The sequence below is a fragment of the Azospirillum brasilense genome (genome assembly GCF_005222205.1).
GTDB lineage: Bacteria > Pseudomonadota > Alphaproteobacteria > Azospirillales > Azospirillaceae > Azospirillum > Azospirillum brasilense_G.
The window spans coordinates 204,424-222,910 of the sequence record NZ_CP032345.1; the positions used below are offsets into that span (position 1 = coordinate 204,424).

Consider the following 18,487-nt stretch of genomic DNA (forward strand, 5'->3'; position numbering starts at 1 on the left):
ACTCTGTGGGATTAAAAGAAGAACGCATTAGGCATATGCGCAAAGCTACTTTTAATCATGGATTACTGCTTCTCTTTTAAAGTACTGAGCATCCCCAATCGAATGGATACTTTTCTGTTTTCTTTACCACTTTCTTGCAGGACGCTGCACGGTTTGGATGCGAAGGGATGGCTCCCGATTCATGTGGGTTGCCGAATGTTCCCGACCCCAAACGGGGAGGAGGCACTCATGCTGAAGAAGCGCATCCACCCCTTGCCGTCCGCGTCCTATGATCGCGGCTGCCCCCTCACCGTAGGTCATAACACCATGCGGAGGGCGCGTTCCCGACAGAGACGGTGCACGGTTCAATGTGGACGATGATCGGTGCGGCAGCGGCCGGCTACCTGCTGCTTCTCGCCCGAAGCGCCTGGAAACAGGGGGAGATGCGCCAATTCCTGCGCAGCCTCGCCATCGTGGCGGCCCTGTGCGCGCTGGTCGCCGGCGCGGTCCTCGCCGCGGTGCTGCTCGATTCGCGTTGACCGCCCGGAGACCGGAGACCGGAGACCGTATGCCGGAACGCACGAAGGCCCCTCCCCGCCTGACGGCGGAAAGGGGCCTCCCCAAACCGGTCTGCCCGTGGATGGACGGTCAGATCTGGCCGCGCTCGTGGGCCTGCCGCATCAGCACATACTGGCGCATCATCTGATTGCGGAAGCGGTAGCGGGTCCAGCCCGGCTCGACGATCGGGGCCAGCACGCCGCCATACTCCTCGCGGCACAGCCGTTCCAGGATGCCGAGCGCCTCCTTGGTCGGCGGAACGCCGCCCGGTCCGGCCAGTTCCTTGGGATCGAAGGTCCCGTAGGAGTCCGCCGGGCACAGGGCGCAGGCCAGCAGCACATCCTCCAGCTCGGCGCGGCGTTCGGCGGCCAGCGCGCGGGCGTAGGAGTCGACGATGCCGCGCTCCGCCTCCTGAAGACAACGGGTGACCGCGTAGGCGAGGTCGTCCCGCTCCACCACCGTCGAACCGCGGCTGACCGCGCTGCGGGCGGCGTGCAGGCCGAGGAGCTGGGCGTAGTAAGGCAGACCGCGGACGAACTCGCAGATGCGGTCCACGGCTTCCGGCGCGAAGGCGATCCCGGCGTTCTCGGCCCCGGCGTTGATGAGGCGCCCGATCTCCACATCGGTCATCAGCGGCAGATGCACCGGCACCAGCGAGCGCTGGATCGACGGGTGCTTGCCCAGGAGCTGGTCGAGGTTCTCCGCCACGCCGACCACCAGCAGGGTTACCGGGATCGAGCTGTCGGTCAGGTTCTTGAACAGCTCGGCCAGCTTGTTGCGGAAGTCCTCGTCGGTGACGCGGTCATACTCGTCGAGGATCAACAGCACATGGGTGGCGTGGATGCCCGACAGGACCTCGTTCAGCTCCGTCACGCTGAACCCGCCTTCGGGCAGAAGCTCGTTGAAGCTGGTGAAGCTGCGGCGCGAGGCGAAGGGGTTGTCGATCCCCGACCGGTAATAGGTCGAGGGTATCTTCTTCAGGAAGTGGCGGAAGATGTCCTCGAAACTCAGCTCCGCGCTGCAGGTCAGCTTCAGCGAGAGGTAGCCGGCCTGACCGGCGATCTTCTCGATGGCGTTGGCGACGGAGGTCTTGCCGCGGCCGCGGTCTCCGAACAGGATGACGTGCGCCCGCTCCTCCTCGATGGCGGAGATGATGCGCTTCAGCGTGTCGGTCCGGCCGATGAACAGCGAGTTGAGCTGCTGCTTGGGCCGCGTCGGCGTGAAGGCCTCGCGCAGCAGGCCGTTCAGTTCGGGGGTGAGTCCCTTCAGCATGGCCGGCGCGCCGACCGCCCCCGGCCCGCGCAGGCCGCCGTTGACGGTCATGGTGAAGCGTGGAAGGTCCGTGTCGGCGGGAGCCTGTCCGCGCTGGCCGCCCAGCCCGCCACCGGCGCCGCCGCCAAGCGGGCTGTTCAGCGGATCGTGCCGCAGGCCCGACGGGCCGCGCATGGTCTCGCCCATCCCGCCGCCGAGCCCACTGCCTTGCCCGCCGCCGAGCCCGGTCCCCGCCGCACCGCCGACCGGTCGCAGATGCGGCGCCGGACGGCCCGCGAGGGGGCTCTGGGATTGCATCGGCGGATGACCATGAGCCGCATTGCCCGGGGTGGCGCCCGGTCCGGCCGCTCCACCACCCGTGATGCCGCCACCCATGGACATCCGGTCATCCGCATCGGCGGTCGCCCGCCGCTTCCGAAAGAAGTTTCGCATCCGTCCCGATCCCAGAATTCCGCGTTGTCGTCACCAGCCGGCCTTGACCGGTGGTCTGATCATCGCGTCGCCCGCCCCGGCTTTGGCTGGCCCCGGCTTGGCTGGAGTCGCCCGGCGGGTGCGGTGGACGCACTCCGGATGTAAGCGATGCGTCGCCAAGGGCTGCCTGGGATTTCGGATTATTATCCGGAGGAGGCCCAACCCTTATGGCGACTCCTTTCGGGCGGTCCGGCGCCTCAAAAGCCGGCGGCGTGTCCCAGCAGAGCCCAGACGAACAGGGTGCCGAACAGCGCCGTCAGTCCGGCAAGCTCGCGCAGGAAAACCAGGATCGACATGGCAATCTCCCTTGATCAATGGCGGGGACGCGACGGACAGCGCAGGAACACCCGACGTCGGCGTCGCTGGAGAAAACCTATCAGAACAAAGAATGAACGACAAGCGGGATGTTCGTATTTTGTTCCATGCCGGCCACTCGGCTCGAAGCAGGGGTAGGCCGATCGCGACGATCCCGGCTCCCCTTGCACGCTGCGGCTGGCGCCCCCGCAGCACCGGAACCATATGGTCTTGTGGGGAACGGTTGATGTAAGGAGAAGGTTCGCGGCCGAAGCGTTCCGCCCGCAAGGAGGGACTCCCGACACCGGACCGCGATCCGAACGAACGGACCATCATGGACAGCGCCAACCAGCACACCGGCGACGGACCGAACGGCGCCGCTCCGGCCACCGCCCCCGCTTCCACTCCCCCGGGCCACTCCCCTCACGCCAACCGCATGCCCGCCCTCGTCCTGGGGGCGCTGGGCGTCGTTTACGGCGACATCGGGACCAGCCCGCTCTACACCATGCGGGAGTCCTTCACCCACACCGGACTGCCGCTCGACGAGCCGACCATCCTCGGCATCCTGTCGCTGGCGACCTGGGCGCTCATCATCGTCGTGACTCTGAAGTACGTCCTGCTCGTGATGCGGGCGGACAACAAGGGCGAGGGCGGCGTCCTGGCGCTCGGCACGCTCGCCCACCGCGGCCTCAGTTCCAGAGCGGGCAACCGCGCCATCATGGCGCTGGCGATCCTGGGCATGGCCCTGTTCTACGGCGACAGCCTGATCACCCCGGCCATCTCGGTGCTGAGCGCGGTGGAAGGGCTGAAGGTCGTCACGCCGGCCCTGTCCCCCTACATCGTTCCGATCACGCTGGCGGTCCTCACCCTGCTCTTCCTGTTCCAACGGCAGGGCACCGGCCGGGTCGGCATCTTCTTCGGCCCGATCATGGGAGTGTGGTTCGCCACGCTGGCGGTGCTGGGCCTGATTCAGGTGCTGCACTGGCCGGACGTGCTGCGCGCGTTCAACCCGCTCTACGGGGCGGCGCTGTTCGTCGACCATGGCTGGGTGGCCTTCCTGACGCTGGGCGCCGTCGTCCTGGCGGTCACGGGGGCCGAGGCGCTCTACGCCGACATGGGCCATTTCGGACGGGCGCCGATCCGCATCGCCTGGCTCTACCTCGTCCTGCCGGCGCTGCTGCTGAATTACTTCGGGCAGGGTGCCATGCTGCTGCACGAGCCGGAGACGCTGGAGAACCCCTTCTTCCATCTGGCGCCGGACTGGGCGCAGCTTCCGCTGGTGCTGCTGTCGACGGCGGCCACGGTCATCGCCAGCCAGGCGGTGATTTCCGGGGCCTTCTCGCTGACCCGGCAGGCCGTGCAGCTCGGCTACCTGCCGCGGCGCGAGATCCGCCACACCTCGGAGCACGAGGTCGGTCAGGTCTACATCCCGCGCAACAACTGGCTGCTGCTGATCGGGGTGGTGATCCTGGTGATCGGCTTCGGGTCCAGCAGCAATCTGGCCGCCGCCTACGGCGTGTCGGTGACGGGGGCCATGGCCATCGACACGATCCTGGCCGCGGTGGTGGCGTGGCGGCTGTGGCGCTGGAATCCGCTGCTGGTCGTGGCCGCCTTCTCCATTCTTCTGGTGATCGACCTCGCGCTGTTCGGGGCGACCCTGCTGAAGGTGCCGGACGGCGGCTGGTTCCCACTGCTGATCGCGGCGGCGGTCTACACGCTGATGACCACGTGGCGCCGGGGCCGCCGCATCCTCGCCGAGCGGCTCTACGCCGACGCCCTGCCGATGGACCTGTTCCTGCAGCGCGTCTCGCCGCAGTCGCCGCAGCGCGTCGCCGGGACGGCCGTCTTCATGACCGGCAACCCCGACGTCGTCCCCCACGCTCTGCTCCACAACATCAAGCACAACCGCGTGTTGCACGAGCGGGTGGTTGTCATGACCGTGATCATGGAGGAGGTGCCCCGCGTCTCCCCGGACCGCGCGGTCCTGGTGGAGAAGCTGGGCAAGGGCTTCTTCCGGGTCGTCCTGCGCTTCGGCTATCTGGAACAGCCGCACATTCCCCGCGCGCTGGAGCGGTGCCGCCGCTTCGGCCTGCATCTGGACATGATGGAGACGTCCTTCTTCCTGGGCCGTGAGACGCTGATTCCGTCGCGGTCGACCGGCCTGCCCGGCTGGCGCGAGCCCGCCTTCATCCTGCTGTCGAAGACGGCCCTGTCGGCCACGGAATTCTTCTGCATTCCGCCGGGCCGCGTGGTGGAGCTGGGCACGCAGGTCGAGATCTGACGGTCAATCCCGTCCGCCCGTCAATCCTGTCCGGCCGTCAATCCTATCTGGCCGTCAATCCCGCGCCACGATGGGGGTCAGGCGGAAACGGGCGGCGGCGGCTTCCAGCCGCCCGTCACGCTTGACCGCATCGACGAACCGGTTGACCCGTTCCAGCCACAGCGGATCTCCCGGCATCACGGCATAGGCATAGGGCGTGGTGTGGACTGGCGTCTCCGGCGTGATCAGATGCGCCCACTGGTGGACGGCGAGCATCCGCTGGCCATACGGGTAGTCGGTCAGAAAGGCGTCGGCGCGCCCGGACTGCACCTCCTCCTCCCTTTCCTGGGGTCCGGAGACGATGCGGACGCTGGCCTTGCGGAAAGCCTGGCTGGCGTAGGCGTCCATGACGGTGCCCTTTTGGACCGCCACGACCATGCCGTCCTGGTCCAGATCGTTCCACCGCAGGATGCGCGGGTGCGTCTGGGAGGATACGGCGTAAATGCCGCTGCGCAGGTAGGGTTGGCTGAACGCGACCTTTCCGGCGCGCTCCGCAGTGACGCCGATGCCGAACATGCCGATGTCGCAGCGGTCGCTCAGCAGGTCGGCGGCGACGCTCTGGAATCCGCTTTCCACGAAGCTCACCCGCACACCCAGGTCCTGGGCGAAGGCACGCGCCATATCGATGTCCAGGCCCTGGAACTCTCCGCTGTAGGGATTGCGAAACGAGATGGCGTAATAGTCGGGCCAGATGCACACGCGCAGCAATCCGGTGCGCTGCACCCGGTCGAGCCGGCCTTCCGTCCGGCTCCCTTCCGCCCGATCTGCTTGCGCCCGATCCCCTTGCGCCCAAGCCGGCGCTGTACCGGCAACCATATGCACCGACTGGAGCGCAGCGTGAAACGCCAGCGCGGACAGTGCGATGGAAAGACGCCGCACGGTCTTGCCCCCCGGAAACCGCCTTTTCACTGCGACAGGATAGCACCGTGCCCCCCGTCTGCACAGCGCAGGCTTGCGATTCGTTCGCCCGCTGTTAAGATTCGCACCACATCAGCACACCGCACGGAGCCGCGCGTGATGGCCAAGTTTGCCCTGTTGCAGCATCGGGGCGCCCTTCTCGCTTTGGCCTTCTTGTCGGTGATGGCTCTTCTGTTCGAGTTCGCCTACGACATCCACTCCGACCGCGCCCTGACGTTGAGGAAGGCGGCGGAGAACATCGATAATTTGGCAAGCGCCCTGGAATCCTCGGTCAGCCGCACGGTCCAGACGGTGGCTGTCACGCTCGCCTCGGTAGGCGACGCGGTGACCGTCGGAAAGCCGCTGAACGACCACCCGCCCCAAGGGCTGGAGGAGGCGGCGCTGGCGCCTCTGCTCCAGGAACGGCTGCGCCGCTCCCCGCACATCCGCGGCTTTTTGGTCCTCGACCACCGGGGGGTCCTGGTGGCGACAACGGAGGACCCCCGGCTGCTTGGCACGTCCTTCGCTGAGCTGGATCTGTACCGCGCCCAACTGTCCGGCCGGAGCGCCGGTCTTCATATCGGGACCCCGATGCGCGGGCGTTTCCTGGCGCCGGCCGGGGCCGCGGATGACCGGTCGGGCAAATGGGTCCTGCCGATGAGCCGGGCCATCCGCGGCGCGGATGGGACGCTGTTGGGCGTCGCGATCGCCTCGGTCAATCCCGAGTATCTGCAAAGCGTCTTCCGGGCGGTGCGCAACGGGCTGCATGGGATGGTGTCGCTCTACCGCCGCGACGGCGTGCTGCTGACCCGGCTTCCCCAGGACGGGACGGAGGGCATCGGGACGCCGATGGCGGGGATGGACCTGTTCCGGGTCCACCTTCCCACGTCGGAAGGCGGGGTGTTCCAAGAGACGGCCCCGGACGGACAGGAGCGCATCACCGCCTATCGCGCCACACCGATCTGGCCGCTGGTCCTGGCGGTGAGCCGCAGCGAGGACGAGGAACTGGCGGGCTGGTGGAACAACCAGTTGGAAATCGCCGGTGTCGTTCTGGGCTCCGGGCTGATCATCCTGCTGTTCACGGCCGTGCTGACCCTGCTGCGCCGCAAGGACGTCCAGTTGGAGGACGGCAACGCCCGGTTCAACGCGCTTCTGGAAACCGCCGTGGAAGGCATCCTGACGGTGCGTGCGGACGGCGTCATCGAAACCGCCAACAGCGCGGCCCACCGCATTTTCAGCTACCCGCCCGGCGACCTGGTCGGGCGCCATGTGCAGGAGTTGATGGAGGCGCGGCATCACGCGCTCCATGGCCGCATCATGGAGGCCATCGCCTCGGGCGCCCGCTGGATCGGCCCGAACTTCTCGCGCGAGGTCAATGGTCTGCGGATGGATGGGGAGGTGTTTCCCCTCGACCTGTCCCTGGCCGAGGTCCAGACGCAGCAGGGCGTCCTCTTCGCTGCCTTCTTCCGCGATCTGACGGAACGCAAGCGGGTGGAGCGGGCGCTGACCGAGGCCAAGGAGAAGGCCGAGGCCGGGCAGCGCAGCAAAATGGAGTTCCTGGCGACCATGAGCCACGAGATCCGGACGCCCATGAACGGGGTGATCGGCATGGCCGGGCTTCTCCAGGAAACCAAGCTCGACGAGGAGCAGCGCGCCTATGCCGACACCATCCGGGACTCGGCGGAGTCGCTGCTGACCATCATCAACGACATTCTGGATTTCTCCAAGATCGACGCCGGCCGCCTCACGCTGGAGGTGAGCGATTTCGAGGCCGTGCCGCTGGTCGAGAGCGTGGTGGAACTGCTGGCGCCACGCGCTGCCGCGAAAGGGCTGGAACTGGCCAGCTATGTCCCGCCCTCCCTGCACGGCCCGCTGCGCGGCGATCCCGGCCGGCTGCGCCAGATCCTGATCAATCTCGCTGGGAACGCGGTCAAGTTCACCGATCATGGCAGCGTGACCATCGTGCTGTCGCTTGAGCCGGGCGCCCTCTCCTCCGATGAGGGGAGAGCGGAAGCGCGCGGCACGGCCGAGGCTCCGCAAGACACGCCGGTGACCGTGCGTTTTGAAGTGCGGGACACCGGGATCGGCATTGCCGCGACCGACCACAAACGCCTGTTCTCCATGTTCAGCCAAGTGGACGGTTCGTCAGCCCGGCGCCATGGCGGAACGGGTCTGGGCCTCGCTATCTGCAAGCGCCTCACCGAACTGATGGGCGGGCGGATCGGCGTGCACAGCACACCCGGAGAGGGCAGCGTCTTCTGGGCCGTCATTCCCCTGTGGCGCGGCGCGGCGGCGGAGCCGGCATCAACGGCGAGCGATTCGGGCGCCTGGGCCGGCCGGAGGATTCTGCTGGTGGACGATCTGGCGGTGAATCGCGACCTGTTGGCACGCCAGCTCGCCGCGCTGGGGCTGGAGACGGAATCGGCCGCCACGGGGGAGGATGCCCTGCGCCGGCTTCTGGACGCCAGCGCCGCGGGGCGGCCGTTCGACGCCGCCATCCTGGATCATTGCATGCCGGGTCTCACCGGGCCGGAACTGGCCGCCCGCATTCGCATGGAGCCGGCCCTGGCGACCCTGCCGCTGGCGTTGGCCACCTCCCACCGCCTGGGTGATCCGGAGGGCGACGACACCGGCGTGGCGCTGCGGATCGTCAAGCCGATCCGCGCGACGGCGCTCCGTGCCGCCATCGCTCGCCTGTTGGACTCGCCGCCGGCGAGGGTGCCGCCGCCGGCAGCGGCCGGTTCGGGGCTGCCCGGCTCGGCAACGTCCGGCCCGGCAACGTCCAGATCGACCACGTCCACCGCCCCTCGCCACCGCATCCTGGTGGCGGAGGACAACCCGGTGAACCTGCAGGTGACTCTCGCTCTGCTGCGCCGGGCCGGCCATGTGGTCGATTCCGTGTCGAACGGGCTGGAAGCGGTCAACGCCGTCGCCGCCCTGCCCTATGACCTCGTTCTGATGGATGTCCAGATGCCGGAAATGGATGGTCTCGCGGCGACGCGGGCGATCCGGCGGATGGGTGGGGCGGCGGCTCACGTTCCGATCGTCGCCATGACCGCGAACGCCATGGAAGGGGACCAGGCCATTTGCCTGGCCGCCGGAATGGACGATTATCTGGCCAAGCCCATCGTGGCGGACCAGCTGCTGCGGACCGTCACCCGGTGGATCGTACTCCCGAAAGCAAGCGAGCCGAACCCGCCGGAGCCGTGTCATGGGACGGAGCCCCCGCCGCGGATCGACCACGCCAAACTGCAGGATTTGCGCGACGCGATCGGCGATGACGGCTTTGCCCTGCTGATGGAAACCTTTCGCCGCGAGACGCCGCTCCATCTCGACCAGCTCCGGCAGGCCGCTCAGAACCGGGATTTTGCGGCCGTGGAACGCTCGGCCCACATCCTGAAGGGCTCGACCGGCAATGTGGGGTTTGCCGAGGCCTCCGCGATGGCCGGCGAACTGCTCGCCGCGGCCCGCGCCCGGGACCCCGCGGGCATCGGCGGCGACCGCATCCGGCGTCTGGACGACGCCCTGGCGGACGCCGAAAAGGACGCGGAGCGCACCGCCAATCCAAAAAGCGACGCCCGGGTGGTGCTGGAGACAGCCGAAGTTCCGACGGACGGTTCCGGGACGGCGTAGCGTTCCGGAACCGTCCGTGTGTGGTCTGGCCCTTCAGGCCACGGATTTCAATCCTTTGGAACGGCTCCTGGCGCGTGGGCGGCCTTAGGCGATGCTCAGCGCTTTCCGCCGCAGACACGGGCGACGAAGCTGTCGATGTCGCCGTTCAGCGTCACGGCGCGGCGCGCCAGCTCTCCGGCCGACGAGAGGACCTGACTGGCGGCGGCGCTGGCGTCCTGAGCGCCCGAGGACACGCTGGTCACCGCATCGGCCACCGTGCGCACACCGGCCGACGCCTCGCGGATGGACCGGCTGATCTCGTCGATGGCCGCGCTCTGCTGTTCGGCGGCACCGGCGATGCCGACCGCGATCTCGTCGATGTCGTGGATCATGCCGCCGACATGCTGGATCACCGCGGCCGTGTCGCGGGTCACCGACTGGAGCTGGGCGATCTGGAGGGTGATGTCCTCCGTGGCGTGGGCGGTCTGGTTGGCGAGATTCTTCACCTCGGTCGCCACCACGGCGAAGCCCTTGCCGGCCTCCCCGGCCCGCGCCGCCTCGATCGTCGCGTTGAGCGCCAGAAGGTTGGTCTGGCTGGCGATGTCGTTGATGAGCTGAACGACCGCGCCGATCTGGTCGGAGGCGGCGAGCAGGGAGCGGATGGTGGAGTCCGCCTCCCGCACCTTCTCCACCGAGCTGCGGGCGAGATCGGCGGTGCGGGACACGCCCTGGGCCACCTCGCCGATGGCGCCCGACACCTCGCCGGTCGCCGCGGCCACCCCGTCCACATTGGACGACACCTGCTCCGCCGCGGAGGCCGCGGAGAAGGACTGCTCGCTGGCCGTGGCGGCGGTCGCCGTCATGGCGGTGGAGGACGCTTCGAGCTGGGCGGCGCTGGCCGACAGGCTCTGCGCCACCTCCTTGATGTTGGCGCCGATGCGGGTGGCGCTCTCCACGAACTCGCGGCTCTTGCCGTCCATGGCCGCCAACCCGTCGTTGATCTGGCGCGCGTAGGCGCCGAACTCCCCGACCATGCCGGTCATCACGATGCGCCGGTAATACTGCCCCTCCGCCGCGTGCTGCATGGCGGCGTTGGCCTCCTTGCCGAAGGACTCCACGCGGTCCAGAAGGCGGTTGATGGTGCGCAGCATGTCCGCGATGGGGCTCCGGCCGTGGATGTTCAGGATGCGCGGCTGAAGGTCGCCCTTCTCCGCCGCGGCGATCACCGTCATGGCTTTCCGGATGGTCCGGTTGGTGAGCGTCAGCCAGCGGATCGCGGCAAGACAGGGGAGGACCGCCGCCAGACCCAGCCCGGCGGCGGCGGCGTTGCCCGTGGCGACACCATGCACCGCCTGCGCCGCCGACAGCAGGGCGACCAAGACGGCGGCGGCGAGCGATTTAGAGACTGAGGACAAACTCGTCATAGCTCGTGCCCTTGTCGCGCAGGAGTTTTTCCAGCATGGCGCCAGAGGCCGCCATGGCCGCGTTCCGGTCGGCGTGCCGCGCCTCTTCCGTCCGAAGCGCGGCGTAGAGGCCCGTCGCCGCATCCACCGCCGGCCGCGCCGGAACACGCCGGCTGGAGTGGTAGCCGGTGATCGTCCGCCCGTTCCCGCTGTCGGGATCGCCGAAAACCGGCGTGACGTGGGCGAACACCCAGTAATGGTCGCCGTTCTTCGCCCGATTGATCACATAGGCGAAGATTTCGTTTCCGGCCTCGATGCGGCTCCACAGCAGCTTGTAGACGCAGCGGGGCATGTCCGGATGGCGGACAATGTTGTGCGGCCGTCCCAGAAGTTCCGACTCGTCGTACCCGCTGATGCGCAGGAACACGTCGTTGGCGTAGGTGATGCAGCCTTTGAGATCGGTCTTGGAGACGATGATCTCGTCGCGGTGAAATGTCCGCTCCTGTCCGGTCAAGCCGCTGTGTGTGCCGCCGATGCTGACCGCCATGACCGTCCGCCTCTCAAACACGCGGTGAATTCAGAACAAATCACCAACCCGACCGTTGGTCATATCTTTTGTTGATTGACTCATAGCGTACGTAATAATCGGTTGGCTTTAAAAACGGACGGCGACAGGCTGCGGCAAATTGTATCACATGCATCACGCGCAAAGAGGGTTGAAGACGGACGCGCGACGCGGAGTCATGGGAGAAGAAATCGGCCGCCGTCAGGAGGGCTCGGCCGAATTTTTCCCTCTCAGGTGGCGGATCACATTCCCTGTTCGTACACCATGACCCGGTTGCGCCCCTCGCGCTTGGCCCGGTAGAGGGCAAGGTCGGCGCGGTGGATCGCCTTTTCCAGCGTGTCGTAGGCGCCATCGATCGCGGAAATGCCGATGCTGCAGGTCAGGTGGAAGCGGCCTTCGGGGCCTGGAATCGCCATGCGGGAAAGGTGGCGGCGCACCCGCTCGGCCACCACGCGGGATTCCTCCGCGGTGGCGCCCGGGAGGACCACCACGAACTCCTCGCCGCCAAGCCGGCCGAGGATGTCGTATTCGCGCAGGATGGCCTGACAGCCGGCGGCGACCATGCGCAGGGCATCGTCGCCGGTGGCATGGCCGTAACTGTCGTTGATGCGCTTGAAATGGTCGACGTCCAGCACGAAGACCGACATCGGCTCGCTGAATCGGTGGGCGCGGGCCAGTTGCGAGCGCGCCAGTTCCATGAAGGAACGCCGGTTGTAGATCCCGGTCAGCGGATCGCGGGACGCCATGTCCCGCAGCGCCTCCTCCATATTCCGGCGGTCGGTGTAGTCGTAGATCCAGGCCAGATTCACCTGGACGCCCTGGATCACCGCTTGGTTGACGGTGAACAGCGTCCAGAAGGACGACCCGTCGGCCCGGCGGAACTGCACCTCCATGTTGGTCACCGACCCGTAGGAGCGCAGCCGCTCGATCACCCGTTCCCGCTGGTGCCGGTCCAGATAATAGTCGCGGGCCTGCCGGCCGATCAGATCCTCGCGCTTCAGTCCGATCAGTTCCGCGAAGCGCGTGTTGACGAAGATGATCCTCCCGTCGTCACGGCGCGACACCGACACGCCGACCGGGCTCTGCTCCAGGATGGCCTGGAGCCGCTCCTCGCTGGGAAGCCCTTCGGTCAGGTCGTGGATCACGCCGACGATGCCGCCCAGCTTCCCGGTGCTGTCGCAGAACACCGCTTTGGTCAGGCTGGACAGCCGGGTGGTGCCGCCGACGAAGGGAACCGCCTCCTCGTAGCTGCGCTGCCCCCAGTTGACGGTCAGTTCGCGATCCTGGTCGGCGTGCGCCTTGGCGATGCGCGGGTCCATCACCGCGAAGGCGGTCTTGGTGACGATGCTCCGGCGCTCCAGACCGGTGTAGCGCTCGAAGGCGTCGTTGCAATCGGTGTATTCGCCCGCCGCGTTCTTCACGAAGACCGGAACCGGCAGCGTCTCGAACAGCACCTCCTTCATCAGAAGCTGGTCGCGCAGCGCGGCTTGCGCCTGCCGGTGGTGGGTGACGTCGGTGTAGACGCGCAACGACTGCCGCTCTCCCGGTGGCCCCGTCAGGGGACCGACCGACTCAGACACCCAGACCGTTCCGCCATCGCGGCAACGCAACGGCCGCTCGCCCGACGCGTCCGGCAGCGACGGGAGGAAAGCCTCCTCCGGCTCCAGCACCGCGAGGTCGAGGCCGGTCAGATGGTCGGGAGCGTACCCCAGCAGGCTGTGCAGGGCCGGGTTGGCATACAGGATGGTCCCCGTGTCCGTGGTGACGCAGACCCCCGTCGGCAGCGTGTCGAACGCACGCCACAGCGCAGCCCGGGTTTCCTCCGCATCCCCAGAAGGACTCATTGAACCAACCGAATCCAGCATGGCCCCCACAGCGTCATGGAAGATTCTTGCGCCACGATGGGGCAAACCAGGAGTACGTTAGCCGATGCGCCTTTTTGCCCCTGTGTGCCATCTTGTCGCGCTATGGTGGTGATCGCCTATTTTAAGCGCAAAATCCATCAATTTTTGAATGTTTCACACGCAACTGTCACGCGGTCCTCCGCCGCCTCGTCCACCGGCAGTCCCAGCCTCAACCAGTCCGGCCGATAGTCGAACCGGCGCACCAACACCCCGGCGGCGCCCAGGGCGTTGTAAAGCCCGGCGGCCTGGGGATCGTCTATCAGACGAAAGAGGGATGTCCCTCCGGCGACGCGCAATCCGGCCCCCGCCAAGCGCGCGTCGAAGCGGGCCGCGGCCTCGGCGAGACGGCGCCGGGTGGCGGTGATCCACGCCGAATCCGACAGCGCCGTGGTGGCGACGGCCAGCCCCGGACCCGACACCGCCCAGGGGCCCACGGCGGCGCGCGCATCCCGGACCAGCGCCGGTTCGCCGAGCAGGAAGCCGAGCCGGACCCCGGCCAGGCCGAAGAACTTTCCGAAGGAGCGCAGGACGACCAGCCCGGCCCGCCCGGCCTCCGGCGCCACGCTGCACTCCGGGGTGACCTCGGCGAAGGCCTCGTCCACCACCAGCCAGCCGCCCCGCGCCGCTTGCCGCTCCGCCAGGGCCAGCAGCGTTTCGGGTGGGACGACGCGGCCGTCCGGGTTGTTCGGATTCACAACAACCACAACGTCGGCGTCGCAGGCGCCCAGGGCGCCCGCCGCCGTCACGCGATGCCCGGCCTTGGCCCAGCCCGCGGCGTGCTCGGCGTAGGTCGGCCCAAGCACGGCGACCGTTCCCAAAGGCCGCATCCGCGGCAAAATCTGGATCAGCGCCTGAGAACCGCCCGCGGCGGCGACGCGGTCGGGCGACGGCACGCCGTAGCAGGCCGCCGCGGCCTCGCGCAGAGCCGTTTCGGCAGCGCGGCCCGGCAGGCGCGCCCAGGCTTCGGCCGGGATGGGCGGAAGCGGATAGGGCCAGGGGTTGATGCCGGTGGACAGGTCCACCCAGGGTTCCGGCGCCCCCGGAAAGGCCGCCCGCGCCGCGTCGAGGTCCCCGCCATGGATGATCTCACCCTGGACGATCCCCTGATGGACGATCCTCTTGGACCCCGCCGCCGATTCCGCCATCATCCCGCCCCTTCCCTTCCCCAGAGGATTCGATCCCGTGGAGCTTCATCCGTCCGTGCTCGCCGCCGCTCTCCTCATCGAGGCCGCCGCCGGCTATCCGGACGCACTCTACGCCCAAATCCGCCACCCGGTGGTGTGGATCGGGGCGCTTATCGCCCAGCTTGACCGCGCGCTCAACCGGGAGCGCGATTCTTTCGCCATCCGCAAGGCCGCGGGGGTGCTGGCTCTGCTCGTCCTGCTGCTGGTGGTGGGCGGTGCGGCGTCGGCGGTGGCCGGATTGTGCCGGCACCTGCCGCTCGGCGGCCTCCTCGAAGCGGCGCTGGCCTCCACCCTGCTGGCGCAGCGCAGCCTGCACGACCACGTCGCCGCGGTCGCCGCCGCCTTCCGCGACGGCGGGCTGGAGGCCGCGCGCGAGGCGGTGTCGCGCATCGTCGGCCGCAACCCGGCGAGCCTCGACGAGCATGGGGTGAGCCGCGCCGCCATCGAAAGCCTGTCGGAGAACTTCTCGGACGGGATCGTCGCCCCGGCCTTCTGGCTGCTGGTCGGCGGGCTGCCGGGGATCGCGCTGTACAAGGCGATCAACACGGCGGACAGCATGATCGGCCACCGCACCCCCCGTCACGAGGCGTTCGGCTGGGCCGCGGCGCGGCTGGACGATCTGGTCAACCTGCCCGGTTCCCGCCTGTCGGCGCTGCTGATCTGGGTGGCCGCCCGCTTCACCGAAGGGGCCGACGCCGCCGAATCCTGGCGGTCGGTGCGGCGCGACGCCCACCGCCACCGCTCCCCCAACGCCGGCTGGCCGGAGGCGGCGATGGCCGGGGCGCTCGACCTCCGGCTCGGCGGGCCGCGGGTCTATGGCGCGGTGCGGATCGAAGACGCCTGGATGGGGCCGGGCCGCACCGCCGCCACCGCGCAGGACATCACCCGCGCCCTTCACCTGTACCGGCGGGCCTGCATCGCCCTGGTGGCCAGCGCCCTGCTGTTGGCTCTGACGCTCTGAGCGCAAAGAAAAAGGGGCTCCGGAGAGCCCCTTTCCCGTTCCGGCCATTCGGCCTCAGGCGACCCGGAAGTTCTTGAACTGCCAGGGATCGTCGTGGTCGACGTCCTCGGGGAACAGGCGTTCGCGGTCCTGCAGCGGAGTCCAGTCGCCATAGGCGCCGACCAGTTCGCCCAGGTAAGGCTTGGCGATCTCCAGGATGCGCTGGAAGTCGATCTCGTCCGGCTCGACGATGCCGCGGTTGGGATTCTCCAGCGCCCACACGATGCCGGCCAGGACCGCCACCGTGACCTGCAGCGAGGTCGCGTTGTTGTAGGGCACCAGGGCGCGCGCCTCGTCGATGCCCAGGCGGGAACCGAACCAATAAATGCCCTTCTTGTGGCCCATCAGCAGCACGCCCAGCTCGTCGGTGCCGCTGACGATCTCGTGCATCATCAGGCGCTGGCTCGGCTGCATGTACCAGTTCTTGCCGGCCAGCTCGTGCACCGACTTCACCGCGTCGTCGCACGGGTGATAGGCGTAATGCACGGTCGGGCGGTAGGTGACGTGGTTGCCGTCGCGCTGGGTGTAGTAGTCGGCGATGGAGATCGCTTCGCTGTGGGTGATCAGGAAGCCGTGGAACGGCCCCTCCAGCGGGGTCCAGGTGCGCACGCGGGTGGAGGCGCCGGGCCGCATCAGATAGATGGCGGCGTCGCAGCCGAACTCGTGGCGGCGGCCATCGGCCGGAAAATGCTTCTCGTGGCTGCCCCAGCCGAGTTCGGTGGGCTGGCAGCCCTCGCCGACGAAGCCGTCGATCGACCAGGTGTTGACGAACTCGCCCACCTTCTTCGGCTCGTTGGAAACCTGGGTGTCGCGCTCGGCGATGTGAATCACCTTGACGCCCAGCTTGGCGGCCAGGGCGCCCCAGCCGGCGCGGTCCTTCGGGACCTCCGTCGATTCGCCGGTATCCGCGGCAACGTTGAGCAGCGCCTGCTTCACGAAATGCGAGACGAGGCCGGGGTTGGCGCCATGGGTCAGGACGGCCGTCGGGCCGCCCTCATAGGCGGCGCGATGCGACAACGCGGTCTCGCGCAGGGCATAGTTGGAGCGCAGCGACGGCGACAGGGACGGGTCGGTGTAGCCGCCGGCCCACGGCTCGACGCAGGTGTCGATGTAGAGCGCGCCAACCTTGTGGCAGAACTCGAACAGGGCGACGGACGACACGTCCACCGACAGGTTGACCAGGAAATCGCCCTTGCCCAGCATGGGCTCCAGCACCTGGACGTAATTCTCCTTCGTCAGCGGCAGGTTGATGAATTTGACGCCAAGCTCATCCGCCTCGGCATGACCGCGCTCCTCGGCGGTGACGATGGTGATCTGGTCCTTCGTGATTCCGATGTGGCGCAAAATCAGGGGCAAAACTCCCTGGCCAATCGATCCGAAGCCGACAATGACCATGCGGCCGGTGAAGGTGATGTGCTTGGTGTCCAGGGTCATCTAAGACGGTCCCCCGTGGTTGGCGTGACAGAAATACAGCCCGACACCCCCGCGCCTCTTGCAAAGGCGGAGGGTGTCGGACCAACGATGGTTTACGGTGATTTTTTAGGGATATCCACAGCTTTCCCGCGATGCGGGACTTATGCCACGCAGCTCTTCAGCACATAGCCGGGCGTTTCCAGCAGCGGCGCGTCCGAAACCTCGACCACGCGGGCCTGGTCGAACCCGTTGAAGGCGGTTCGCAGGCAGGAGCCGTAGGCCCCCAGCTGGCCAAGCTCGATCCAGTCGCCGGCGCGGATGTCCGCCGGCAGGTGGAACGGGCCGTTCATGCGGTCCGCGCTGTCGCAGGTCGGGCCGTAGAAGGCGAAGGCCTCCACCGGCTCGTCGCCCATCGGCGCGAAGGGACGGATCATGCGGGCCGGGAAGCGGAAGCCGGGAACACCGGCGTCCGACAGGGCGCCGTAGACGCCGTCGTTGATGAACAGCTCGTTGCCGCGGCGCTTGACCACCTGCACGACCAGCGACACGCCCGGCGCGACCAGCGCGCGGCCCGGCTCGCACCAGACGCGGCAATGGGCCGGCAGGTCGAGCTTCGCCACGCCGCGGGCGATGGCCTCCATGAAGTCGCCGAGCGGCGGCGGGGTGACGCCCGGGTAGGAGACGGGGAAGCCGCCGCCGACATCCAGGACGTCGATCACCACGCCCGACTCCGCGATGATGCGGCCGGCCAGCTCCAGCGCCCGCTCATAGGCGGACGGGTCGAGCATCTGCGAGCCGACATGGAAGGACACGCCGACCTTCGGGGCCACCATCCGCACCGCCTGGAGCAGCTCGACCGCCTCCGCCGCCGGGGCGCCGAACTTGCCCGACAGGTCGTAGACCGCGTTGCCCTTGGGCAGGGCCAGACGCACGACGAGGCCGAGATCCTGGGCGTCGCCCGTCTCCTCCAGGATCTTCTGCAGCTCCTCCATGCTGTCGAGCACGAAGTCGCGCACGCCGTACTGCTGGTAGGCGGTGCGGATCGCCTCGCGCCCCTTCACCGGGTGCATGTAATGCAGCACCGCGTCCGGAAACATCTGGCGGATCAGGCGGATTTCGCCAGGCGACGCCACGTCGAAGTGGCGCACGCCGCCGGCCCACAGGGCGCGCAGCACCGCCGGCTCCGGGTTGCACTTCACGGCGTAGAGCACGTCGCCGGACACGGCGGCGTCGAAGGCGGCCACGAAGCTGGACGCGGTGTCGGCCAGGACGCCCGGACGGATGCAGTGCATCGGCTCCTCGGGCCGGGCCAGCGCCACCGCCTGATGGACGGAGGTGCGGCGGTCCGACACCGGCGAGGCGCCGAAGGACGGGGCGGAAACGGAAACGCCGCGGCGCAGCGGGGCGACGGCGGAACGGGAACGGATGAAGCCCATGGCGCACTCCTTACCCTGGGCCACCCGGCGCGGGGCGGTCCAGCGAACAGACGGGAATCCGGCACGGCCGTCAAAGCCGATGATCGGAATTCGGGTTGTGGTGAAAGGCGACGGAGAAAAGCCGGGTCAAACGCTCACGAGCGGGCTAGCAGCTCCGCAGGTTCAAAGCGTCGATGTCC

12 protein-coding genes are annotated in these 18,487 nt (G+C 68.1%); 4 read left to right on the plus strand and 8 right to left on the minus strand.

The features are described from left to right. The first annotated feature begins 347 nt into the window (after positions 1 to 347). The gene (locus D3869_RS32935; RefSeq protein ID WP_175426370.1) at positions 348 to 518 is read left to right on the plus strand and encodes a hypothetical protein; all 171 of its coding nucleotides are present in this window, start codon (positions 348 to 350) and stop codon (positions 516 to 518) included. A gap of 109 nt (positions 519 to 627) precedes the next feature. On the opposite strand, the gene D3869_RS01030 is transcribed toward D3869_RS32935, so the two are convergent. Further along, a complete protein-coding gene (locus tag D3869_RS01030) occupies positions 628 to 2,106 on the minus strand; it encodes an ATP-binding protein (protein ID WP_247895675.1) in 1,479 nt (492 codons plus the stop codon). A gap of 802 nt (positions 2,107 to 2,908) precedes the next feature. Here D3869_RS01030 and D3869_RS01035 point away from each other — a divergent pair. Further along, positions 2,909 to 4,855, plus strand: a complete 1,947-nt coding sequence (locus D3869_RS01035; RefSeq protein WP_175426371.1) for a potassium transporter Kup — start codon at positions 2,909 to 2,911, stop codon at positions 4,853 to 4,855. Between the two features lie 54 nt (positions 4,856 to 4,909). Here the strand turns inward: D3869_RS01035 and D3869_RS01040 are convergent, their stop codons facing one another. After that, positions 4,910 to 5,773, minus strand: a complete 864-nt coding sequence (locus D3869_RS01040) for an ABC transporter substrate-binding protein (RefSeq protein ID WP_247895676.1) — start codon at positions 5,771 to 5,773, stop codon at positions 4,910 to 4,912. A 138-nt stretch (positions 5,774 to 5,911) separates the two neighbouring features. Between D3869_RS01040 and D3869_RS01045 the strand changes: the two genes are divergently transcribed. Continuing rightward, positions 5,912 to 9,424 (plus strand): response regulator, encoded by a 3,513-nt coding sequence (locus tag D3869_RS01045; RefSeq protein WP_175426372.1) that lies wholly within the window; start codon positions 5,912 to 5,914, stop codon positions 9,422 to 9,424. A gap of 95 nt (positions 9,425 to 9,519) precedes the next feature. On the opposite strand, the gene D3869_RS01050 is transcribed toward D3869_RS01045, so the two are convergent. The 4 genes from D3869_RS01050 to cobD form a co-directional block, all read right to left on the minus strand. Next, positions 9,520 to 10,827: a methyl-accepting chemotaxis protein gene (locus D3869_RS01050; protein ID WP_137138589.1), complete on the minus strand. Its 1,308-nt coding sequence runs from the start codon at positions 10,825 to 10,827 to the stop codon at positions 9,520 to 9,522. Beyond that, positions 10,802 to 11,353, minus strand: a complete 552-nt coding sequence (locus D3869_RS01055) for a PAS domain-containing protein (RefSeq protein ID WP_137138590.1) — start codon at positions 11,351 to 11,353, stop codon at positions 10,802 to 10,804. Before D3869_RS01055 ends, D3869_RS01050 begins: the two co-directional genes overlap by 26 nt. Positions 11,354 to 11,613: 260 nt before the next feature. Then, positions 11,614 to 13,215: a sensor domain-containing diguanylate cyclase gene (locus D3869_RS01060; protein ID WP_247895677.1), complete on the minus strand. Its 1,602-nt coding sequence runs from the start codon at positions 13,213 to 13,215 to the stop codon at positions 11,614 to 11,616. 158 nt (positions 13,216 to 13,373) lie between these two features. Next, positions 13,374 to 14,423 carry a threonine-phosphate decarboxylase CobD gene (gene cobD / locus D3869_RS01065; protein WP_137138592.1) on the minus strand — a complete coding sequence of 350 codons (1,050 nt, stop codon included), beginning with the start codon at positions 14,421 to 14,423 and terminating at the stop codon, positions 13,374 to 13,376. 34 nt (positions 14,424 to 14,457) lie between these two features. Between cobD and cbiB the strand changes: the two genes are divergently transcribed. Further along, positions 14,458 to 15,420, plus strand: coding sequence for an adenosylcobinamide-phosphate synthase CbiB (gene cbiB, locus D3869_RS01070; protein ID WP_137138593.1), 963 nt, complete (start codon positions 14,458 to 14,460; stop codon positions 15,418 to 15,420). A gap of 54 nt (positions 15,421 to 15,474) precedes the next feature. Here the strand turns inward: cbiB and D3869_RS01075 are convergent, their stop codons facing one another. Then, the gene (locus D3869_RS01075; protein WP_137138594.1) at positions 15,475 to 16,893 is read right to left on the minus strand and encodes a homospermidine synthase; all 1,419 of its coding nucleotides are present in this window, start codon (positions 16,891 to 16,893) and stop codon (positions 15,475 to 15,477) included. 140 nt (positions 16,894 to 17,033) lie between these two features. Continuing rightward, positions 17,034 to 18,308 (minus strand): type III PLP-dependent enzyme, encoded by a 1,275-nt coding sequence (locus D3869_RS01080; protein ID WP_137114556.1) that lies wholly within the window; start codon positions 18,306 to 18,308, stop codon positions 17,034 to 17,036. Between the last annotated feature and the right edge of the window lie 179 nt (positions 18,309 to 18,487).